Genomic DNA, 17,489 nt, shown 5'->3' with positions numbered 1-17,489 from the left:
AAGGAAAGAAAAAGAAATGAATGCTCAAATTCAAAAAGTAGTTCTTAATTTGCCGGCAACTGCTGACTTTGTCGATATTGTAAGATTAAATTTGTACGGAATTGCCGCGAAAATGGGATTCTCTTACGAGGATATAGAAGACATGAAAGTGGCTGTATCTGAAGCCTGTAATAACTCTGTCCTTTATGCTTACGGTCATGAAGGCGGAGTGGTGGAAGTAACATTCGAATTTGACGAAGCTTCGTTGTCCATCCGTGTCAAAGATGAAGGGGAGAGCTTTGAACGCGTGGAGAACCCGTCCCGTCTTGCATCCTTGCATGACAAAGAGCTGAATGATGCACAGGTAGGTGGACTAGGCTTCTATCTCATGCAGGCGCTTATGGACGATGTCCATATCTTGAATGAGACTGGAAAAGGCACTGAAGTCGTGCTTGTAAAGCGTCTGGTCAGAAGCGAGGAAAAAGTATGAATGAAAAGGTAACTCCCCCGGAGTCGATGGATGAAGCTGTTGGTCTAATCTGGGAGTACCAGCAAACCAAAGATAACGAGATTGCTACCGTACTGATCCGCAAGTATGAGCCGATGGTCAAGATGGCTGCCGGGAAAATCTCCCGTAACCGTCCGGACTTATACGAGGATTTATATCAAACCGGTCAGATGGCATTGATACGTCTGCTTCAGCAATACGATATCAGCTTGGGTATCCCCTTTGAACCGTATGCTATGAAAAGTATGCTGGGACATATGAAAAATTATTTGCGCGACAAATCCTGGTACATTCAGGTTCCCCGCCGCATCAAGGAAAAGGGTGCGCTCGTTCAGCATGCCATCGACGAGCTGACCGTTAAATTGGAACGTTCGCCGAATGTGAACGAGATTGCGGAGTATTTGGACCTCACCGTGGAGGAAACGATCGAAGTGCTCGCAGGCCGTGAGTGCTACCACTATGTGTCACTGGACTCACCTTTATCCCAGGAGGAGAGTGCGGCTACGCTAGGCGAGCTTATCAGCTCGGATGCGAACGACTACGACACCGTGGAAAAACGAATGGATTTACAACAGGCTTTAAGCCAGCTGAAAGAGCAGGAACAGAAGGTGCTCCTTCTGGCATTTCAGGATGGTCAATCTCAACGTGCGATTGCGCAGACCTTGGGCGTATCGCAGATGAGCGTATCCCGCATCCAGAAGCGGGCGACCGAGAAGCTGAAACAGATCATGTCTAATTCTTCTATCTCATGAGAGGAAGACTGCCTGCATGGTTTCGATTACTGGACGTCACATCATAAGGACACGCCATTCCATAAGGGAAGCGTGTCCTTTTTTAAAGCGGAAAAGGAGGGGGAGGAAGGGTGAAATCCACGACAGCATTTGAACAGATTTCCTCCTTTCACGGAGGGTGGGAATGGTGGGACATCGGCGCTATAGACTGGCAGGACCCCGTTATACAAGAGCTGAAAGAGAAACTTCCGCAGGTCCGGGAATGGCTGGACAAGGTAGAAGACATCCCATCCAGTTTTATTTCTGTGCGCTTTCTGGATGGCGTTCAACCCTTGATATGCGGATCGCTGATCTATTCCATTCAGGAGGAAATCGACAGTCAACGTGATTGTAGCAAGTTCTATTTCCTCGTCCTGGGCCAGAAGTTAGTGACCTTAAACTTGGATCAGAATACCCGCGAAATCATGCACACGGTCGAACGTCAAAAAATGCTCGACCAATGTGAAAGTGCAACTGATGGCATGTTTGTACTGGCAAGGGCGGTTCTTCATTATTTTCATACGGGGATGGACAAATTCGAGATTAACCTGAGAAAACTGGAAGAGAATATGGAGAAAAGAAATGCCCGAACGCTAATGGACTCCATATTGAATGCGCGTTTTGAGCTGTTATATTGGAGTAATATGTTCATTCCATTTTCAGAACTGGTAACGGCTTCCCGGGAAGCGTATCTGGATGAGCTGGAGGAAAATCGCTTTTTTAAGCAGCTACTTCACCGTGTCAATCGAATGGAAGAGCTTTTCCGGCATTATGAAAAGGAAATTGACACGTTGATCTCCATTGACGATGCCATTTCCGCATTTAGGGGCAATGAGATTACGAAGACACTCACCATTGTAACAGCCGTATTTACGCCTGCAACCGTAGTGGGCGCCATTTGGGGCATGAACTTCGAGAATCTGCCCTGGATCAAAACAGGCTGGGGCTTTACTGTCGTGATTGCGGCGACCCTGTTAAGTATGGTGGGGATGTACGGCTGGCTGATGATGAAGGGATGGACAGGAGATTTGCTGAAAACGAACAAGCGCAACAAACTTTAGCGGAGTCATCCCCAATGTACAGATAAAAACGATCCATGGTAATGGGCTGCGTGTACGCACGAACCTCTGGTTACTATGGATCGTTTGCCGTCTAATTTCCGCCTTGGCTCATTTTAATATAGCCCAGCAGCTCGGCAATGAAATCTCCGATGATCGGAAGATTCAGTTGTACAAGGAAGCTGAGCAGCCAAGCGAGCAGAGCGAGTATGACGACTGTACCCAGCGTAAGGCCAAGACCCCTTGCAATGCCTGCGGTCAGGTTACTGATGATCCTTTTTTTGGGATTAGAATAGGTTTCCAATACATCACGAAATTCTACTCTTTCCAGCATGTCGGCTATTTGATCTAAGCGCTTATTAAGCCGCTTTACCTCATGACGCAGTTCAAAAGGATGCTCATTCACATCAAAATCCCTGGTTTGATCCTGACCCTGTCGGGGATGAAAGGTCCGTTTGTTGTTTACGCTTAGATCATCTCCATACGAGTTTGGTTTGCTCATCGTCATCCCTGCCTTTCAGTCATCTAAAAAAACAGCCAGCTTCGTGCACGCTGGCTGTTCAGTGTTTTAAGGTCTATTCTTGTTGTACACAGAATTCCCTGTCATTAGGAAGTGGCGTTTAATTGTTTTTGCGTTTCCTCGGCAGCCTGAGCCGTTGCATCCATAACCTCTTTATCCGCTTTGGCCGCTTCATCAACGATATCAGCAGAAGCTTTGGTTACACTGGATACGATGTTGTCTTTGCTCTCGGATACCGTTTTGGCTACATCTGCTGTTTTGGAGGTAACGGTTTTAGCCAGATCCGTTGCTTTACTGCTGACTACGGATGCAACGTCTTTTGTTTTATCGGAAACAACCGTAATTTTTTCAGACAAATCGCTACGCAAATCGCGACCTGGCTTCGGTGCGAACAGCAGGGCTGCCGCAGCACCAATCAAACCTCCGATGAGTAAACCCTTTGCAAAGCTCGAGCTATTACCTACCGTATTTTGATTATCAATGTTACTCATGTCATATCACTCCTCTTATAGAATAAAAAAACATATAAATGTTAGGTAGCCCTTCTTAAAAGCCTGGACACAAGTCCGAGCAGGAACACAAATAATGCGGTTCCGAGTATGGCGGGAATGACTGCAAAATCACCGATGACCGGACCCCAGTTTCCCAGCAGCGTGGCACCGAGCCAAGCTCCTACAAATCCGGCGATCATAGAACCTGCAATGCCCCCAGGCATTTCATGGCCAGCGAGCGCATCGCCAATCAATCCGATAATAATAGCCATTACAATACTTAATACTATTCCCAACACAAGGATCGCCTCCTTTATCCTTCAGTTTAGCAGAAACAGCTGTTTAACAGAGAATCATAATGCTTTTTGTGAGTGCTGAGTTTAGAGTGCTGCGTTGTTTTGCTTACTTCGTATATAAACGCCGTGACTCCGTGTGAAACAAGAAACCGCCTCAAACTGCTTACGGACGGGGAACAGAAGGAGGCAGAGATCCCTGCAGTCGTGCTCGCCAATAGATAACAGGAACGGTAAATACTAGCCAAATGATTCCGGCGATATAACCACCCGCTATGTCGGTTGGAAAGTGAACTCCCAGATAGACCCGGCTTAGCCCGATCAGGAGAATCAAAAGTGCGCCAAGAACGCAGGGAAGGACGATAGAGCGCTCATGAATTTTTCGTTCTATCACCCAAATGGCAAAAATCATGCCGTAAAATCCCATGGAAATCATTGCGTGCCCACTGGGAAAACTATAGCCGCCGACTTCTACCAAATGTTGAAGGGATGGGCGCTCCCGTTGCAAAACTTCTTTAATGAGCGTGTTCAACACCCACATCGCCGTAAAGCTGCTTATTACTGCAAAGGAATAAGCCTTCGAGTGGAGATATACCCAGCACCAGGCGGCAATACCCAGAGCAACCAGCAGCGATACACAGAAAGAACCAAAAGACGTAATGAATACAGCGACAGGCAGAAGCTTGTGATGAGCAGCCGTTGTGTCTGGAAAGACTACATTCTGAATGCGTTCATCCCAATATAGAAAAGGAGCTGTACCGATCCAACGAACAGAGTAGGCAATGAGAAGCAAAACGGCAATCATAACGATGGACGCGTACAGACTGCGACGTAAATAGCATGGCAAAAAACGGGATGGTTGAGGTTCTTGGGACAGCATATGTAGGGAATCTCCTCCTTATGGCTTCGTACATAGATTTATCTTGGATGGATTCATAGTGAGTTTAGCTTTTCATTTGCAGAAGACATCTGCGAAGAAATCCATCAGTGAATGATAAAAAATAAAGCTCGTATTTCGTTACGCATCTGTTGATACGAACGGAGATACGAGCTTTATTTACGGGGACAGGCCGCTACCATGAACAGTGTCACCCAAGATGATAGGCTGTAAGTAAGCTAAACGGCGTGCGTCTGTCTTCTGATTAGGAGGGATTACGTAATCTGCCCAGCTCGGAGACGATGGCCTCGACTTCTGAAATACTCAGATTAGGCTTGTTTATCACCATTTCATAGACATCACGCAGATCCTCGTATTGCTCCAGAGAGAAAGCGGAGGACTGCATAGCAGCGCCACTCGCCATACGAAGCTTGGTTTTGATGCCTTCAATCATATGTTCAATGTTGGCATGAGACGGTACAGACAAATCCATCGTTAATGTTCCATCCTTTCATATCAGGGGAAGTTGCCTGTATTGTATCATGTTTTTGTTGTAGAATGTACTGAAAGTCAGATTATCGGCCAACGGCCGGAACAAGGAGGATGGACGAAGGTGTCTTTGTATAATCGGACTTCCGTATCCGGGCGATCTCCTTTAGACAGTAATGCGGAAAAAACAGATCGCGAAGGGCTCGTACCGTTTTTTCGGGAAATTCATTCTCAGCATGAGGTGAATAAGCTGACCTTTGTTTGTATCGGCACGGATCGTTCGTCAGGCGATTCACTGGGACCGCTGGTCGGCACCATGCTTATGGAACAGGGCTTTCCGCACGTGATCGGCACAATGACTGAGCCGTGCGACGCGGATCATCTGGTTTCGTATTTGGAGCGTATTCCCCAGGACCACCATGTGATTGCCATAGACGCTTGTCTGGGGCAGCAAGGATCGGCGGGGATGTTTCTGGTTGCCCGTGAGCCGCTAACTCCGGCGCGTTCGGTCGGACTGGCCATGCCTTCTGTCGGAGATTACAGCGTTGCAGCTATTGTGAATGAGCGTAGTCCCAAACCCTACTGGACATTGCAAATGACATCACTTCATCTCGTCATGACGATGGCTGCACATATAGCCCATGCTGCGTCTTGCGGGTTTGGTTTAAGAGTAGATTCGCAAGAATTTCCAGAGGGCTACCGTTTCAGATATTGATGGTCTGCTTAATAATATACATCAGCATGTTTCTAATCATAATAGTTTCACACCAATAGATTATATATAGAGAAAGAAGGGTTCCACATGGAAAAGGTGCTATGTGAAGGAACGACGATCTGCTATGCCGAACATGGAAAAGGAGAGCCCATCATCCTGTTGCACGGATTTTGTGGAAGCTCTTCCTATTGGGATGAGGTTGTTCCATTGCTGTCCCAAAGCTATCGCTGCATTGTTCCGGACTTGCGTGGTCATGGACGTAGCGATGCTCCGCTCGGAGCCTACACGATTGATCAAATGGCGAACGATGTGCTTAAGCTTCAAGAGCAATTGGACATCCCACAGGCTGCCTGGTTTGGTCATTCCCTCGGGGGCTATTTGACGCTTTCTGCGGTACAGCGCCATCCCGAGCGGCTTACAGCTTTCGGGCTGATTCACTCCACTGCATACGCGGATACGGAGGAAGGAAAAGAAAAACGGAACAAAGCTGTATCCACTATTCAAACCGAAGGGATTACAACATTTGTAGATGGACTCGTCCCCGGACTATTTGCTCCAGAACATGTAGAGTCCTTATCGGATCAGGTACTCAAGGTCAAAGAAATCGGTTATAAAACGCCGCCGCAAGGAGCCGTAGGCGCATCTTTGGCTATGCGTGAGCGTTCTGACCGCCGCGACGTGCTGTCGGCCTCCACCTTGCCCACCCTGTTAGTGGCGGGTGAGCAGGATCAGGCGGTTCCTCCCGCTCGGACGTTTACGACAGATCGGGCCGGGGTCACTCAGGTCACGATATCTGAAGTTGGCCATATGAGCCTGTTCGAAGCACCGGAACAACTGGCACATGCCATGTTGGCATTTTTACAACAAAACATCCAGCAGTAAGCCCGAGCAGCAAAGCCAAAAACCGGAACCATCTGGTACAAATACAGAGGGTCTCCGGTTTTTTTACGTTTTAAATTGATTTTGGTTGTACAAACTGGTTTCCGTCTTGACTGAGTCATTTGGCTTTTGCACAAGGATGACTTACAATCAGAATGTAATGGTTCCTGGTTGTCAAGGCATCGGGATGAAAGGAAGGGAACGGCTTGCTTAGAAAAGATTATTTGCTCAGTATGATGGAAGAAATGACATCCGCAGTGGCATCGGTGCTCGGTCTAAGGCGTGAAAATAAACACGTCGAAGCGCTGAAACAACTGGATGACCTGCTTAACAAGCAGTTTCGTCTTCGTTCAGATTTGCTCAGACGATTACCGCCGGAACAAATTATAGAGCTTTTCCGACTGGGTCCCGGTATTGAAGCGGACAAGCTTCAGCAGGTGGCTCGCATTTTGGAAGAAGAAGCCGCTATTTACCTGGAAACCGACAGAACAGACGAGGGGATACGAATCTTGATTAAATCCCTTCATCTATACTTGTACAGTGATTTGAATGGCGCGACCCGTGACATTCAGGTTCTGCCTGAACGAATTGCGTGTATCGTCAATTTGATTCGGGAATATGAGCTACCAGCCGATACAAGCAGGTTGCTGGCTGCCCATTACGAGCGAGAAGACAGGCTGGACGAGGCCGCTGATGTCTGGTTCGGACTGGCATGGGAGCAGCCTGAGCTGCTGCCGGGAGCAGAGGCATTTTATACTCAATTGCTGGATAAGACTGATGCGGAGCTTCAACAGGGTGGACTTTCACGCCGGGAAGTAACCGAGGGTTTGGTCGAAATTACCCAACTACATGAAAGAAAGTGAGATGTACCTTTTGGATTCACTGCGTGAACTTATATACCAACTAACTACAGGAGGATCCCTCATAACCGCGACGCTGAGTCAGCTTCGTAAACGGGAGGATGCTTCCTTTACTAAAGTGCAAATCAAGCCTGTTGAATTGAAGAACAAGCTGCATTACCAGTTTGCTTTTCATTACAGTAACAAAGTCATTCATGAAAACCTGCCCCCTGACGAAGCTAATGAGCGCATGACCGCCTTGTTTGAGGACACGTTCCGTCAAGGACTCTTGTGTGCGAAGAATGCAGACTATCAGGTGCTGATCAGTAAAAAATATAAAGTGTCTATTTTGACAAAATCACCGAGCAAAAGTACAGCCGACCTGTCTCATAACCGCAAAAAGCAATATGTGCTGGAAGAAGGAGAACGGATTCCTTTCCTGATTGAGCTGGGGATTATGAATGAGGACGGCAAGGTACTGGCCCGCAAGTATGATAAGTTCCGTCAAATCAACCGTTTTCTCGAAATGGTGCAGGATGTACTTCCTAATCTTCCCGTAGGCCGTCCGTTAACCATTGTGGATTTTGGCTGTGGTAAATCATATTTGACCTTTGCGCTATATCATTATTTGGCAGTACAGCAAAAACGACCTTTGCAGATCGTCGGTCTGGATTTGAAGGCAGATGTTATTGAAACCTGTAACCTTTTGGCTCAAAAGCTGCAATACCGCCAATTGGAGTTTTTGGTCGGTGACATCGCGGATTATAACGAGCTGGAGCAGGTGGATATGGTTGTGACTTTGCATGCCTGTGATACCGCAACGGATGCCGCATTGGAGAAGGCAGTTCGTTGGGATACTTCTGTTATTTTGTCGGTTCCGTGCTGTCAGCATGAGCTGTTCAGCCAGCTGGAAAATCCAGTGCTGGAGCCGTTGCTTTCCCATGGTATTTTGAAGGAGCGCTTTTCAGCGCTGGCAACAGACGGTATCCGAGCCAAGCTGCTGGACATGATGGGATACCGGACACAGTTGCTGGAATTTATCGACATGGAGCATACGCCTAAAAATATTTTGATCCGTGCCGTCAAAGGGCAAGCAGGGGAACGCTCTGTTTTATGGCGTGAATACACGGCATTTCGGGATTTTATTCATGCTGATCCTTATTTGGAGCGTGCTTGTGCGGATTTGCTTCCCGAGGGAGCAGGGGAGACGAAGAAATCGGAATAGAAATACAGCAAAAGTGGGGCCACTGCGGTGGCTCCACTTTTTTTTGTAATTCTCAGCTTTACAGTTTGTCGTTAGAGGTTGCTTCCCTTGCGTAGCATATTCTTGGATACGCAGAATTATCCGCCATAGGCACTTCTAAAGGCGGTGCACAAAACGGCGCGATCTACCTTCCACAATGCCGCGAGTTCCTCACTGACATCCTCATCCCACCAGTCGCACAGTAGTCTGCGGTTGCTGTGGTTTTCGGCAATCCAGATGAGGTGTCCTGCGACCTTGCGGCAGTACAGCTCCTCGCCCTGCTTGACCAGATCGGGAGCGATGTGAACAGGCAGACGCTTGCAGGTTCGGTACAGCTCTTTGCTGCATGCGCGCCGGATACCACGAGCCGTGGGTAAACGGGATTGTGGATTGTTATGTTTGGGGATTTTGCCGGGAGGCATACCATATCCCCTCCTCTCTCTCACAACTTATGCGGGCAGAAGAGCGGGTGTCACTGACCATCCTATTTGGGCGAAGTGGCGACTTGTTCTGCCGCTGTGATACACTAATGAAAATAGAGAAACAGGCAGGGAGTTGGAAAATAAATGGACCATATATCTAGTATCATTAATTATTTGTTTGAGATCATTCGTAGTCTTGGGTATTTTGGTATTATGCTAGGATTGATGGTTGAGGTCATTCCAAGTGAAATTGTCCTCGCTTATGGCGGATTTTTAGTGTCCTCGGGTCATATTAATTTTGTTGGCGCGGTCGCTTTTGGAACCATTGGCGGGGTGCTGGCACAACTGTTTATTTACTGGATTGGGCGCTATGGCGGCAGGCCGGTATTGGATAAGTACGGCAAATACATACTTATCAAAAGGAGTCATGTGGATCACGCTGAAGCCTGGTTCAACAAATACGGCACAGGGGTCATTTTCACAGCACGCTTTATCCCTGTTGTGCGTCACGCGATCTCAATCCCTGCCGGGCTGGCTCGCATGAACGTATGGCGCTTTATTGTTTTGACGACGCTGGCAGTTATACCTTGGTCTGTTCTGTTTATATATTTAGGAATGCTGCTTGGAGACAAGTGGGAGCAGATTGACGAAGTGGCAGCACCTTATATCAAACCGATTTTACTGGTTGCCCTTGCGCTCTTGATCATTTATTTTGTTATCAAATGGATTGTGTCTAGAAACAAGAAAGGAAGTGTATAACATGAGTCGTACTAACGTTTCGCAATATTTCGGAAAAGGTCTGAGCCCCGAGCAGTTTATGGAGGGTATGGAAAAAAACAAGGAAGCCTTCCGCTCCGGGTATGATCAGTTTGTGTGGAACCGTGAAGAGGACCGCGAGTATTTTGAAAGCTTGAACCATCGGGACGATCTGCGTGTACTCATTTTGGCCGCCGACTGGTGTGGAGATGTAGTACGTAACGTGCCGGTTGTATTCCGTGCGCTAGAGAATAGCGGGATTCCGACTGAAGTATTGATTTTGGAAAATCATCAAGCGCTGATGGACGACTTCCTGACGATGGGCGGACGTGCTGTGCCGATTGTGATTTTTGCCGATACAGGGGGTCATGTATTGGGTCACTGGGGACCGCGTCCTGCGCATGTCCAACAAATTATGATCGGGTTCAAACGTGAAAATCCGGATCGGGAAGCCGATGATTATCAAGAAAAAATTGCGGTGGCCCGTAAAGAAATGGCTGAGAAATATGGGGAGGGAACCGAGGTTCATCCTGTGATTGTTCAGGAATTGCGCGAGCTAATCTCGGGATTTTAAAATATGACGTTGTCTATTCGCAGCTTTAATCTGGGCCCGCTCCAAACGAATGCCTATTTGCTTCAAGGGGATGACCCGCAGCGTGCCGTTATCATTGATCCTGGCATGAATCCGGGTCCTTTGCTGAGAGCCATTGAGTCACTGAAGATTGAAGCCATTTTGCTCACTCATGCTCATTTTGATCATATCGGTGGAGTGGATGAGATTCGCAAAGCGAAGGGCTGTCCGGTTTATCTGCACCCTTTGGAGCAGGACTGGCTTACATCCCCTAAATTAAACGGTTCTTTGATGTGGCCCGAGACATCCCCGCCGATCTCGACGGAGCCTGCCGAATATGATTTGGCGGAAGGTCAGCAATTGAACCTGATCGGGCATACATTCAAGGTGTTCCATACACCTGGGCACTCGCCTGGAAGCGTCAGCTTTTTGTGTGGAAAGGACTTGTTCTCCGGCGATGTATTATTCCGTCAGGGTGTCGGCCGCACAGACTTGACAGGTGGGCGGGAACGGGACTTGTACGATTCCATTCAGAACAAATTGTTCCCGCTTGGAGATGACGTTACGGTGTATTCCGGTCACGGTCCCAAAACGTCCATCGGGTATGAGAAAGCCAACAATCCGTATATACGATAAAAAGTGATGGATGTTTTCAACTGGGGCATAATCAAGGTTGTGACAGGTTTTGCCCCATTTCGACAACAAATTATAAATAATGTATAGACAAAGGTTTTTATTTTTGTTAACATACATATATTGAAGTTACATACTAAACTCGCGAAGCACGCAAGCTGTGGATGAATCCCGGTTTGCGTTCTTTTTTTTGCCCATTAAGAGGATAAAGAGGCATTTGGCCGTCAGATCACAAGGGGGAGCATCAATGAAAAGGAAGTATATATCTGGGTTACATCGTGAGAATGGAGATATCCGCCATTTTTCCATAAAGAAAGAAGACGGAGCTTCTGTGCAAGATTCTAAACCGAAGGTAATAACTTGGAAAAAGGTAACAAAACAGGACGGAACCATTGCACAGAATTGGCACACAAGGCTGAATGAGTACAGGCTGGGACGTGGAGACGGACAGTTTTGAAGATACATAGATGATATAGACAAGCTACTTTTTTTTTAGTAGACTTAGCAGATAAGTTCAGACAAACGGGGGGGCTAACGATGCATCATTTAGGAACTAGAATTATGATCGTCGCGGATGCTTTTGAGCAGAATCTTCCTGTGGGCGAACATGGTTATATCATTGCTTACGACCGTAATGCGGACAATGCTTTTGACTATGTCATTCGCGTCCCGAAGGTGAATCGCAACTTTTTTGTACCATCCGGGGACATCGAGCTGGAAGAAAGTATTTTGAAGCTGGAAGCCGAGCGGATTGAGCGTGAAGCGCTGATAGATTACGCCCTTGCTACGCATAATGAGAAGCTGTTCAGACATGTGATGAACGGTGGTCTTGATTCGGTAGAGGTTGAGGAAGAAGAAACCGCGACAGAATTGTTGTCACAGGCTGATTTTATTAGACAAGTCAATTTACGTGCTTGGATATAAGGGGGGCGGCTAATGCCGACTCTTTTGAAGAATATATAATTAGCACGTTCTTAGCTCCTATCGCTTTTATGAAAGAGCACCGAGAGGTGCTTTTTTTTATATATATTTAATAACATGTACCTTTTGGTTGCGCAGTTTGATTCTGTACCGCGCCAAAGATTGAATTGTAAAGTGTTCTATCCTATAATTAAAAACGTTATTTCAAAGTTCGGTGCAGCATTTTTGATATACACGAGGAGGTTTTTATATGAACATTTCCACGGAAGATGTCCGTCACGTAGCCAAGCTGTCCCGGTTGAATCTGACCGCAGCCGAGGAAGACACGATGACAGGGCAATTGAACGCTATTCTTCACTATGCGGAGAAGCTGAATGAGTTGGATACGGAAGAGGTAAAACCGACCACTCATGTGCTGCACGTCAGCAATGTCATGCGGGATGACAAAGTTCGCGAAAGTTTGACACACGAGCAAGTGATGCGCAATGCACCTGAAGAAGAAGACGGACAGTTTAAAGTTCCTGCTGTTCTGGAATAGATTTCACATTTGAAAGGAGGATGCAAATTGAGCTTGTTTGATAATACATTGCCGGAAATACATAACAAGCTGCATCAAAAGGAAATTTCCGTGAGTGACCTGGTGGGTCACGCTCTGGAGACGATTGGTGCGCGGGAAGACAAGATCAAGGCCTACATTACGGTTGACGAGGAACAGGCACGTGCATCCGCACGTAAGCTGGACGATCATCTGATCTCGGGAGAGGAACGAGGGTTGCTGTTTGGCCTGCCGGTCGGCATTAAGGATAACATCGTGACAGAAGGGCTGCGTACAACATGCGGCAGTCAATTTTTGAAGAATTTTAATCCCGTGTACGATGCAACGGTTGTTGGCAAATTGCGTACTGCGCAAACCGTGACACTGGGCAAAATGAACATGGACGAATTCGCCATGGGAGGCTCTAACGAGAACTCCAGCTTCTTCCCGGCACGAAATCCTTGGGATCTGGAACGCGTTCCCGGCGGCTCCAGTGGCGGCTCGGCTGCGGCTGTAGCAGCGGGCGAGGCTTATTTCACCCTCGGCTCCGATACAGGTGGATCCATTCGCCAGCCTGCGTCCTATTGTGGCGTAGTGGGCTTGAAGCCAACCTATGGTCTGGTATCACGTTTTGGACTGGTGGCTTTTGCTTCCTCTTTGGACCAAATTGGACCGATTACGAAAAATGTTCAGGATTCGGCGTACGTCCTGCAAGCCATTGCAGGCTATGATCACAAGGATTCCACTTCTGCCAAGGTAGACGTTCCTGATTACTTGAACGCTTTGACCGGAGATGTAAAAGGGCTTCGTATTGCTGTACCTAAGGAGTATCTGGGTGAGGGTGTCGATCCACAGGTCAAGGAAAAGGTGCTGAACGCGCTAAAAACGCTGGAAGGACTGGGCGCGGTATGGGAAGAAGTTTCTCTTCCGCACACCGAATATGCGGTAGCCACATACTATTTGCTGGCTTCATCCGAAGCATCGTCCAATCTGGCTCGTTTTGACGGTGTACGCTATGGCGTACGTGCAGACAATCCGGACAACCTGCTGGATCTGTACCATCAGTCCCGCACGCAGGGCTTTGGCCCCGAGGTGAAGCGCCGGATTATGCTGGGCACTTATGCGCTGAGTTCCGGGTACTATGATGCTTACTACTTGAAAGCTCAAAAAGTGCGTACACTGATCAAACAGGATTTTGATCGTGTGTTTGAACAATATGATGTTATTATCGGGCCTACTGCGCCAACCACAGCTTTTAAAATCGGTTCGCAAGTGGATGATCCATTAACGATGTATTTGAACGATATTTTGACGATTCCGGTGAGCTTGGCTGGAGTGCCAGCCATCAGTATCCCTTGTGGTCTAGCAGATGGATTGCCGGTTGGACTGCAAATTATCGGAAAAGCCTTTGACGAGTCTTCCGTGCTGCGTGTAGCGCATGCATTTGAACAAAATACCGAATTTCACAAGCAGCGTCCGCAGCTGTAATTTGCCGAAAAGGAGGGAACCCATTCATGACTACTACTACATCCAAATATGAGACGGTCATCGGACTGGAAGTCCATGTAGAACTGCATACGAAGTCTAAAATATTTTGCGGATGCTCGACATCCTTCGGAGCACCGCCAAACTCGCACACATGTCCCATTTGTCTTGGACATCCGGGGGTACTGCCGGTATTAAACCGTCAGGCCGTTGATTATGCGATGAAAGCGGCGATGGCACTTAATTGCACGATTGCTGATGTGAGCAAGTTTGACCGCAAAAACTATTTTTACCCCGATTCGCCCAAGGCTTACCAAATCTCGCAATACGATCAGCCGATCGGCGAGCATGGCTGGATTGATATTGAAGTGAACGGTGAGACAAAGCGTATTGGTATTACCCGATTGCATCTGGAAGAGGACGCAGGCAAATTAACACATGTTGATGGTGGCTATGCGTCTTTGGTTGATTTTAACCGTGTCGGTACACCGTTGGTCGAGATCGTTTCGGAACCGGAAATATCTTCACCGGAAGAAGCCAAGGCTTACTTGGAAAAGATACGTGCTATTATGCAGTATTGTGACGTATCCGATGTGAAGATGGAGGAAGGCTCGCTTCGCTGCGATGCGAACATCAGCCTTCGTCCGCATGGACAACAAGAGCTAGGTACTAAAGCTGAGCTAAAAAACATGAACTCCTTCCGTGGCGTACAGCGCGGATTGGAATATGAGCAGTTCCGCCAGGAGCAGACGCTGGAGGAAGGCGGAACGATTGTACAGGAGACTCGCCGTTGGGATGAGGCCCAAGGTAAAACTCTGTCCATGCGCGGTAAGGAACAGGCGCATGACTATCGTTATTTTCCAGACCCGGATCTCGTTACGCTGCATATTGATGCAGAATGGAAAGAACGCATCCGTGCTTTGATTCCTGAACTGCCTGACCAGCGTAAAGTACGCTACACCTCGGAATATGGATTGCCTGAGTATGATGCACAGGTAATTACGTCTTCCAAGCCACTCGCCGATTTGTTCGAGGATAGTCTTCAATACACGAAGGATGCCAAAGCAGTGTCCAACTGGATTATGGGGGATTTGCTCGGCTATTTAAACAGCGTCGGTGTGGAACTGTCACAGGTTAAACTGACAGGTCGGGGCTTGGGTGAAATGATCGGGCTGCTGGAGAAGGGAACGATCAATAGTAAAATCGCTAAAACGGTCTTCAAGGAAATGCTGGAGAGTGATAAACTGCCGCAGCAAATTGTTGAAGAAAAAGGGCTTGTGCAAATCAGCGACGAGGGTGCGATCATGACGATCGTCGAGCAGGTTGTAGCGGCTAACCCGCAATCGGTTGAGGATTACAAAGCTGGCAAGCAGAAGGCCATCGGATTCCTGGTTGGTCAAGTGATGAAGGAGAGCAAGGGCAAAGCAAATCCCGGCCTCGCCAATAAGCTGCTGACGGAAGTGTTAAACCGCTAATGGCATAGATTTGCAAGGGGCTTGTCTTATAGGGACAGGCCCCTTTTTGTATAGGCTCTGTGAGTCTGCTCTGAATAAAAGGAGGGATACAGCATGATTAGCATATGTTCATTGGAAGATGATGAAATGGTCAGTCAGATATGGCGTCTTCAGCACATCGCCTACAGGCTGGAGGCTGAGCGGATCGGTTTTGATGAAATACCACCCCTTATGGATACGTTTGATACGCTGCGAAGCTGCGGAGAGACATTCCATGGCTGGATTGAGGACGGTGACCTGCTAGGGGCGCTGGCAGTGCAGTCTGAGTCGTCCGATTCGCTCACTCTTACACGTATGATGGTTCATCCGGATCATTTTCGCAAAGGGATTGCCGACTCCTTAATGAAGCATGTTTTGAATGAATATCATCATATACCTCTGTTTATCGTATCTACAGGAACTTTAAATGCTCCTGCGGTGGCCCTTTATCGAAAACATGGCTTTCGCCCCGTATCGGCGGCAGAGGTGGCTCCGGGCGTGGAATTAACCACATACCACCTGCATAACGTGAAATAGCGTTAGCAATTGAAATAGCAAACAAACCGCATACCCGGAGAGGTAAGCACGACATAACCGAGAGGGGAACTTTAATGGATAACCCGTGGATTATAGACGATTCACATATCATTTTACGACTTTTGCTATCCATGCTCCTGGGCGGGTTCATTGGTATTGAGCGCGAACGTTCAAAGCATGCGGCTGGTTTGAGGACACATATTATGGTCAGTCTCGGTTCGACGCTTATTATGCTGCTCTCCATTTACGGTTTTGCCGATTTTATCAAGGAAGCCAATGTACGTATTGATCCGGCTCGCTTGGCTACGGCGGTGATTACAGGAGTGGGTTTTTTAGGTGCTGGAACTATTATATTTACAGGCAAGTCCATCACTGGTTTAACAACAGCCGCCTCTATCTGGGTCGTAGCAGCTATTGGCCTTGGAGTCGGAGCAGGCTTTTATTTTCCATCTATTGCGGCGACTGTACTGGTATTTTTAAACTTATGGGTGTTTAACAAAATCGAATTGCGGTATATGCGAGGACGCCAGCCTCATCTGATTACACTGTACGGGTTGTCCTCTCACGGATTACTGGAGCAAATTTCGACCTATTTAGAGCAAGAAAAGGTGGAAATACGCAAAATAGTGATCAAAGAGCATGAAAATGTACCTTTTCACGAGTTCCACCCGGATCGGCAGAGCATGGAGGTTTCCTTGGAGGTGCTGGCCCACCACGAGTTTAATCCAGTGCGTATTGCAGCTGATCTCCGGCAGTGGGAGGATGTAGCGGCTGTTTCTGTGGAATGATGGTTTACCACATTTTTCCAGTTACTCTTGAATCCGATTGGGGTACTATCTAACCATTGGGGCATTTGCTGCGGATCACGCATGGAATTCAAGGGGGAGGACGGCATGGACTCGGAACTACCAAAGCAGGGAAAGCGTCTGAAATACACTAAATTTCGCAAAGGTATTGCCATTATAATGGCAGCATTGTTACCTGGGCTAGGGCATTTTTTTTTAGGGCTCTTCATTAGAGGGCTTACATTTATCGTATTGCTTCTGTTAGATATTTTTGCAATGCTGTATGTTGTTTCTGACGGTTTGAGGATTAACATTCCGTTGCTTATTTTGCTCGGCTTGTTCATTCCTGTTTTATATTTTTATAATGTATATGACGTGTTACAATCAGCGGATTATATGGTTCGCTATCGCCGTAAGCCTGATCGTAATGCACAGATGGATGCACGAGGACAGCAAAGCAGTCCATTTTATGCTTGGGAGAGAGGTTTGTCTTTTGCCGTGCTGCTCGTGGTGGGTGGCGGACTTATGATTCTGTTTCGTATGAAACCACGTTGGCTGGGCAACTTTTTCGAAGATTATGGCTTTTTGACGTTAGCTATTTTATTAATACTGATCGGACTATTAGTTTTTTTGCGAGAAGTCGGCTTGTCGGTCAAGCGTAAAAAGGTAAAGGAAAGAGGGTGAAGCTGG

Annotated in this window: 24 protein-coding genes; 18 read left to right on the top strand and 6 right to left on the bottom strand. The window is 47.5% G+C overall.

The features are described 5' to 3' along the window. Nucleotides 1–16 precede the first annotated feature (16 nt). From rsbW to HPL003_RS02620, 3 genes are all read left to right on the top strand, one after another. Nucleotides 17–469, top strand: a complete 453-nt coding sequence (gene rsbW, locus HPL003_RS02630; RefSeq protein ID WP_014278092.1) for an anti-sigma B factor RsbW — start codon at nucleotides 17–19, stop codon at nucleotides 467–469. Continuing rightward, nucleotides 466–1,239, top strand: a complete 774-nt coding sequence (locus HPL003_RS02625; RefSeq protein WP_014278091.1) for a sigma-70 family RNA polymerase sigma factor — start codon at nucleotides 466–468, stop codon at nucleotides 1,237–1,239. Before rsbW ends, HPL003_RS02625 begins: the two co-directional genes overlap by 4 nt. A 110-nt stretch (nucleotides 1,240–1,349) precedes the next feature. Continuing rightward, on the top strand, nucleotides 1,350–2,318 hold the full coding sequence (locus tag HPL003_RS02620; protein ID WP_014278090.1) for a magnesium transporter CorA family protein: 969 nt from the start codon (nucleotides 1,350–1,352) through the stop codon (nucleotides 2,316–2,318). 91 nt (nucleotides 2,319–2,409) lie between these two features. Here HPL003_RS02620 and HPL003_RS02615 read toward each other — a convergent pair whose 3' ends face one another. From HPL003_RS02615 to HPL003_RS02595, 5 genes are all read right to left on the bottom strand, one after another. Further along, a complete protein-coding gene (locus tag HPL003_RS02615) occupies nucleotides 2,410–2,823 on the bottom strand; it encodes a DUF5665 domain-containing protein (protein WP_043922285.1) in 414 nt (137 codons plus the stop codon). Nucleotides 2,824–2,921: 98 nt separating this feature from the next. Next, nucleotides 2,922–3,326 (bottom strand): YtxH domain-containing protein, encoded by a 405-nt coding sequence (locus HPL003_RS02610; RefSeq protein WP_014278088.1) that lies wholly within the window; start codon nucleotides 3,324–3,326, stop codon nucleotides 2,922–2,924. A gap of 41 nt (nucleotides 3,327–3,367) precedes the next feature. Beyond that, entirely contained in the window at nucleotides 3,368–3,625 is a 258-nt protein-coding gene (locus tag HPL003_RS02605) for a GlsB/YeaQ/YmgE family stress response membrane protein (protein ID WP_014278087.1), read from the bottom strand. 160 nt (nucleotides 3,626–3,785) lie between these two features. Next, a complete protein-coding gene (locus tag HPL003_RS02600) occupies nucleotides 3,786–4,499 on the bottom strand; it encodes a phosphatase PAP2 family protein (RefSeq protein WP_014278086.1) in 714 nt (237 codons plus the stop codon). A 262-nt stretch (nucleotides 4,500–4,761) separates the two neighbouring features. Beyond that, complete coding sequence (locus tag HPL003_RS02595) at nucleotides 4,762–4,989, bottom strand: DUF1128 domain-containing protein (protein ID WP_014278085.1); 228 nt, start codon at nucleotides 4,987–4,989, stop codon at nucleotides 4,762–4,764. 120 nt (nucleotides 4,990–5,109) lie between these two features. Here HPL003_RS02595 and yyaC point away from each other — a divergent pair, with 120 nt between their 5' ends. The 4 genes from yyaC (at nucleotide 5,110) to HPL003_RS02575 (ending at nucleotide 8,643) form a co-directional block, all read left to right on the top strand. Continuing rightward, entirely contained in the window at nucleotides 5,110–5,700 is a 591-nt protein-coding gene (yyaC, locus tag HPL003_RS02590) for a spore protease YyaC (protein WP_043922543.1), read from the top strand. Nucleotides 5,701–5,787: 87 nt separating this feature from the next. Next, complete coding sequence (locus HPL003_RS02585) at nucleotides 5,788–6,582, top strand: alpha/beta fold hydrolase (RefSeq protein WP_014278083.1); 795 nt, start codon at nucleotides 5,788–5,790, stop codon at nucleotides 6,580–6,582. Between the two features lie 203 nt (nucleotides 6,583–6,785). Beyond that, entirely contained in the window at nucleotides 6,786–7,442 is a 657-nt protein-coding gene (locus HPL003_RS02580; RefSeq protein WP_014278082.1) for a DUF6483 family protein, read from the top strand. Beyond that, the gene (locus tag HPL003_RS02575) at nucleotides 7,429–8,643 is read left to right on the top strand and encodes a class I SAM-dependent methyltransferase (protein ID WP_014278081.1); all 1,215 of its coding nucleotides are present in this window, start codon (nucleotides 7,429–7,431) and stop codon (nucleotides 8,641–8,643) included. Before HPL003_RS02580 ends, HPL003_RS02575 begins: the two co-directional genes overlap by 14 nt. A gap of 116 nt (nucleotides 8,644–8,759) precedes the next feature. On the opposite strand, the gene HPL003_RS02570 is transcribed toward HPL003_RS02575, so the two are convergent. Continuing rightward, nucleotides 8,760–9,083, bottom strand: coding sequence for a hypothetical protein (locus HPL003_RS02570; protein WP_014278080.1), 324 nt, complete (start codon nucleotides 9,081–9,083; stop codon nucleotides 8,760–8,762). Nucleotides 9,084–9,227: 144 nt separating this feature from the next. Here HPL003_RS02570 and uptA point away from each other — a divergent pair, with 144 nt between their 5' ends. From uptA to HPL003_RS02515, 11 genes are all read left to right on the top strand, one after another. Then, nucleotides 9,228–9,842 carry an undecaprenyl phosphate transporter UptA gene (uptA, locus tag HPL003_RS02565; protein ID WP_014278079.1) on the top strand — a complete coding sequence of 205 codons (615 nt, stop codon included), beginning with the start codon at nucleotides 9,228–9,230 and terminating at the stop codon, nucleotides 9,840–9,842. 1 nt (nucleotide 9,843) lies between these two features. Then, nucleotides 9,844–10,413 (top strand): thioredoxin family protein, encoded by a 570-nt coding sequence (locus HPL003_RS02560; RefSeq protein WP_013311914.1) that lies wholly within the window; start codon nucleotides 9,844–9,846, stop codon nucleotides 10,411–10,413. Between the two features lie 3 nt (nucleotides 10,414–10,416). Then, a complete protein-coding gene (locus tag HPL003_RS02555; RefSeq protein WP_014278078.1) occupies nucleotides 10,417–11,046 on the top strand; it encodes an MBL fold metallo-hydrolase in 630 nt (209 codons plus the stop codon). 244 nt (nucleotides 11,047–11,290) lie between these two features. Beyond that, on the top strand, nucleotides 11,291–11,500 hold the full coding sequence (locus HPL003_RS02550; protein ID WP_014278077.1) for a hypothetical protein: 210 nt from the start codon (nucleotides 11,291–11,293) through the stop codon (nucleotides 11,498–11,500). 80 nt (nucleotides 11,501–11,580) lie between these two features. Further along, nucleotides 11,581–11,967: a hypothetical protein gene (locus tag HPL003_RS02545; RefSeq protein ID WP_014278076.1), complete on the top strand. Its 387-nt coding sequence runs from the start codon at nucleotides 11,581–11,583 to the stop codon at nucleotides 11,965–11,967. A 247-nt stretch (nucleotides 11,968–12,214) separates the two neighbouring features. Beyond that, entirely contained in the window at nucleotides 12,215–12,502 is a 288-nt protein-coding gene (gene gatC / locus HPL003_RS02540; protein ID WP_014278075.1) for an Asp-tRNA(Asn)/Glu-tRNA(Gln) amidotransferase subunit GatC, read from the top strand. A 27-nt stretch (nucleotides 12,503–12,529) separates the two neighbouring features. Further along, nucleotides 12,530–13,987, top strand: coding sequence for an Asp-tRNA(Asn)/Glu-tRNA(Gln) amidotransferase subunit GatA (gene gatA / locus HPL003_RS02535; RefSeq protein ID WP_014278074.1), 1,458 nt, complete (start codon nucleotides 12,530–12,532; stop codon nucleotides 13,985–13,987). Between the two features lie 26 nt (nucleotides 13,988–14,013). Further along, a complete protein-coding gene (gene gatB, locus HPL003_RS02530; protein WP_014278073.1) occupies nucleotides 14,014–15,459 on the top strand; it encodes an Asp-tRNA(Asn)/Glu-tRNA(Gln) amidotransferase subunit GatB in 1,446 nt (481 codons plus the stop codon). A gap of 93 nt (nucleotides 15,460–15,552) precedes the next feature. Then, entirely contained in the window at nucleotides 15,553–16,014 is a 462-nt protein-coding gene (locus tag HPL003_RS02525; protein ID WP_014278072.1) for a GNAT family N-acetyltransferase, read from the top strand. A gap of 74 nt (nucleotides 16,015–16,088) precedes the next feature. Beyond that, on the top strand, nucleotides 16,089–16,802 hold the full coding sequence (locus HPL003_RS02520; RefSeq protein ID WP_014278071.1) for an MgtC/SapB family protein: 714 nt from the start codon (nucleotides 16,089–16,091) through the stop codon (nucleotides 16,800–16,802). 81 nt (nucleotides 16,803–16,883) lie between these two features. Further along, nucleotides 16,884–17,483 (top strand): hypothetical protein, encoded by a 600-nt coding sequence (locus HPL003_RS02515; protein WP_043922284.1) that lies wholly within the window; start codon nucleotides 16,884–16,886, stop codon nucleotides 17,481–17,483. Nucleotides 17,484–17,489: the final 6 nt, after the last annotated feature.

Source organism: Paenibacillus terrae HPL-003, from assembly GCF_000235585.1.
GTDB classification, from domain to species: Bacteria; Bacillota; Bacilli; order Paenibacillales; family Paenibacillaceae; genus Paenibacillus; species Paenibacillus terrae_B.
The sequence above is the reverse complement of the archived record's forward strand: the minus strand, read 5'-3'. Positions and strand labels throughout refer to the sequence as shown.

Excerpts from the sequence above, each read along its gene's own strand:
- HPL003_RS02560 (WP_013311914.1), top strand. The coding sequence starts at position 9,844 with ATGAGTCGTACTAACGTTTCGCAATATTTCGGAAAAGGTCTGAGCCCC.
- gatB (WP_014278073.1), top strand. The coding sequence starts at position 14,014 with ATGACTACTACTACATCCAAATATGAGACGGTCATCGGACTGGAAGTC.
- HPL003_RS02555 (WP_014278078.1), top strand. The coding sequence starts at position 10,417 with ATGACGTTGTCTATTCGCAGCTTTAATCTGGGCCCGCTCCAAACGAAT.
- rsbW (WP_014278092.1), top strand. The coding sequence starts at position 17 with ATGAATGCTCAAATTCAAAAAGTAGTTCTTAATTTGCCGGCAACTGCT.
- uptA (WP_014278079.1), top strand. The coding sequence starts at position 9,228 with ATGGACCATATATCTAGTATCATTAATTATTTGTTTGAGATCATTCGT.
- HPL003_RS02545 (WP_014278076.1), top strand. The coding sequence starts at position 11,581 with ATGCATCATTTAGGAACTAGAATTATGATCGTCGCGGATGCTTTTGAG.
- HPL003_RS02625 (WP_014278091.1), top strand. The coding sequence starts at position 466 with ATGAATGAAAAGGTAACTCCCCCGGAGTCGATGGATGAAGCTGTTGGT.
- gatC (WP_014278075.1), top strand. The coding sequence starts at position 12,215 with ATGAACATTTCCACGGAAGATGTCCGTCACGTAGCCAAGCTGTCCCGG.
- HPL003_RS02550 (WP_014278077.1), top strand. The coding sequence starts at position 11,291 with ATGAAAAGGAAGTATATATCTGGGTTACATCGTGAGAATGGAGATATC.
- HPL003_RS02585 (WP_014278083.1), top strand. The coding sequence starts at position 5,788 with ATGGAAAAGGTGCTATGTGAAGGAACGACGATCTGCTATGCCGAACAT.
- HPL003_RS02610 (WP_014278088.1), bottom strand. The coding sequence starts at position 3,326 with ATGAGTAACATTGATAATCAAAATACGGTAGGTAATAGCTCGAGCTTT.
- HPL003_RS02615 (WP_043922285.1), bottom strand. The coding sequence starts at position 2,823 with ATGACGATGAGCAAACCAAACTCGTATGGAGATGATCTAAGCGTAAAC.
- HPL003_RS02600 (WP_014278086.1), bottom strand. The coding sequence starts at position 4,499 with ATGCTGTCCCAAGAACCTCAACCATCCCGTTTTTTGCCATGCTATTTA.
- HPL003_RS02575 (WP_014278081.1), top strand. The coding sequence starts at position 7,429 with ATGAAAGAAAGTGAGATGTACCTTTTGGATTCACTGCGTGAACTTATA.
- HPL003_RS02520 (WP_014278071.1), top strand. The coding sequence starts at position 16,089 with ATGGATAACCCGTGGATTATAGACGATTCACATATCATTTTACGACTT.
- HPL003_RS02595 (WP_014278085.1), bottom strand. The coding sequence starts at position 4,989 with ATGGATTTGTCTGTACCGTCTCATGCCAACATTGAACATATGATTGAA.
- HPL003_RS02525 (WP_014278072.1), top strand. The coding sequence starts at position 15,553 with ATGATTAGCATATGTTCATTGGAAGATGATGAAATGGTCAGTCAGATA.
- HPL003_RS02515 (WP_043922284.1), top strand. The coding sequence starts at position 16,884 with ATGGAATTCAAGGGGGAGGACGGCATGGACTCGGAACTACCAAAGCAG.
- HPL003_RS02570 (WP_014278080.1), bottom strand. The coding sequence starts at position 9,083 with ATGCCTCCCGGCAAAATCCCCAAACATAACAATCCACAATCCCGTTTA.